Annotated in this window: 1 protein-coding gene; it reads left to right on the top strand. The window is 67.1% G+C overall.

Translation table 11 applies throughout. The annotated features are described in order from the left end of the window. Positions 1-580 precede the first annotated feature (580 nt). Positions 581-2,651 (top strand): hypothetical protein (locus G9U51_RS16990; protein WP_166198791.1); only part of this gene is annotated, 2,071 nt, incomplete at its 3' end.

Genomic DNA, 2,651 nt, shown 5'->3' with positions numbered 1-2,651 from the left:
CACCAAGTGCGCGGCTTCCTGCCGGTACTTCGGGGTGTAACTCTTCCTCTTCGCACCCATGAGGGCATCCTTCCCTGCCAGGCCGAAACCTGACGATCAGGATGTCCACCGAACGGGGTCAACCTCATTGAGCACTGACCCATCGTTGGTTGAGCGCCGCCCTGACCCCATCGCCGGTTGAGTAAGCGAGCGAGGAACGAGCGAGCGCATCGAAACCGCCCTGACCCCATCGCCGGTTGAGTAAGCGAGCGAGGAACGAGTGAGCGCATCGAAACCGCCCTGACCTCGACGCCGGTTGAGTAAGCGAGCGAGGAACGAGCGAGCGCATCGAAACCGCCCTGACCTCAACGCCGGTCGAGCGCATCGAAACCGCCCTGACCCCATCGCCGGTTGAGCAAGGGGCGAGCTTGCGAGTCCCGCGTCGAAACCATCGGTGGACCCCGGGTGTGTCGGTGGTGGCTGGCATACTCGACCGCACCGGTTGTGCCCGCGCCAGGTGGCTCGAAAACTGTTGTGCCACAACGAAAAAGATGTCCACAACGTCTTCTTTCCGCACACCTGTTCGGGTAAACTGTGGGGTATGCCGATCACCGCACCGACCCTCCCGGGCAGCACCGCTGGTGCTGCCCGGGAGGCGGTGAGTGTGCAGGCGGCTGGGGGGATCGGAGCTGAGTCCACTGGTGCGCGGGAGTTCATCGAGTCGGTGCTTTTCGAAGACGGGCTGCCGGCGGCGATGGAGGTGGCGACCGACCCTGAGGTTGCCGGGATGCGCGGGTTCGACCTGGTTGAGGTGCAGTTGGCTGCGATCAGCGTGCTGACCCGTAACGTGTTCGACCGGTTGAGTGAAGCCAACCCGTTCGCTCCGGGTGCCCCGGACCGGTTTTTCGCTGACACTGAGGTGCCGACCGACCCGCGGGCGGGGGTGCCGGACGCGTTCGCTGCGATGCCGGAGTCATTGCTGGTGTCGGCTGGGGTGTTGAGTCCGCAGCAGGCGGCTGAGGTGGAGCGGTCCAACCGGTTGCGTCAGCGGTATCTGGCGACGGTGGCGGCGGCGCATGCGGTGGCTCAGCAAGCCTTGGCGGTGCGGGCGCGGGCGGTGGCCCGGTTTGCCCGGTTTGATCAGGCTGACCCGGCGGATCATTCCGCGGCGGGGGTGCTGGGGCCCACGGTGGAACACCCGGTGGGGTATCAGGCAGCGTTGGCGCACGAAGAGGTCGGTCCCGCCCTCGGGCTGGGTGATTATGAGGCTGGTGGCCTGATCGAGGATGCTGCGCTGGTTACCGCCCGGTTGCCGCGGGTGTTGGAGCAGGTCGGTGCCGGTGCGGTGAATTGGGCGACCGCGACCACCCTGGGGCGGGAGGTTGCTGATGCGCGTCCGGAGACCTGTGAGCAGGTGGAGGATCTGATCTTGCGGCGGGGTGTGCAGTATCGGGCGCGTAGTGTGGCCCGCCGTTCGGCGCGCACGTTGGTGGAGCGGTTGGAGGCTTCGGCGGCGCGGCGGACGAAGAAGCGCACGCAGGCGCAGCAGACCGGGGTGTGGTTGGACCCGCACTCGGTGCCGGGGTTGGCGTTGCTGACCGCGGCGATGCCGACCGCGCAAGCAGCGGCGTTGAGGGACGCGGTCGAAGCGCGTGCTGCCGCCCGGAGGCTGGAGTTCGCGAGCACTCCCGGTGGTGACCCGTACACGTTGGGGGAGCATCGGGCTGCGGCGTTGTTCGAACTCGCGATGCATAACGTGTCCCTGACCGTGCACGTGGACGTGCTCAAACCCCAGTCCGCGTGCAACACCTACACCCCCGACACCAACCCCACCGAGGATGCCGCGGACATCACGACCGACACCGCCACCGCCACCGAGGATGCCGCGGATGTCACGGCCGACACCGCCTCCGACGCTTACGCCAACGCCACCGAGGATGCCGCGGATGTCACGGCCGACACCGCCTCCGACGCTGACGAGGGTGACGGCGCGAGGAAGACCGCGGGCAGCTCTCAGTCGACGCATGCCGCGAGTTCCGACAACCGCACTCGCGATGACGTCAGGACGAACGCGAGCAGCACAACCGCAGGCACCGCGACTGCGGGTGACCACCGACCGGGCACGACCACGGCCAACGAACCCGCTGAAGTCGACGAGGTCGACGAGGTTGCTTCGCCTGGTGGTGTCTCTCCGGAGGAGGTGGTGCAGCATCCGACGGCGGGGCCGATCAGCGGGAGTGATCTGGCCGAGTTGATTGGGCACCCGGCGTTCACGGCGTCGAAGGTGACGACCAGTCACCGGGGGTTCGACCCGGTGGATTACCGCCTGGACGATCAGGCGATCAGTAAGTCGTATCGGCCGCCGGAGTCGATGCGGGAGCGGGTGAAACGCCGCGATCAGCGCTGCCGGTTCCCTGGGTGTACGCGTGGGGCGAGGTTTACCGACCTGGATCATGTGGTCGCGTGGCCGGAGGGTCCGACGGCGGACTGGAACCTGCAATGTTTGTGTCGGCGGCATCACCGCACTAAACAATCCGGGTGGTCGGTGACGATGACCCCGGGTGGGCGGTGCACCTGGACCAGCCCGGCCGGTCGGGTGTACGTGACCTGGCCGGGGTTGCTGGAAACCTACTGGGACACCACCGAACCCAGCACCGACACCAGTGACCCGG

This window comes from Metallococcus carri (genome assembly GCF_011440275.1).
In the GTDB taxonomy this organism is placed as follows: Bacteria; Actinomycetota; Actinomycetes; order Actinomycetales; family Dermatophilaceae; genus Metallococcus; species Metallococcus carri.
The sequence above is the reverse complement of the archived record's forward strand: the minus strand, read 5'-3'. Positions and strand labels throughout refer to the sequence as shown.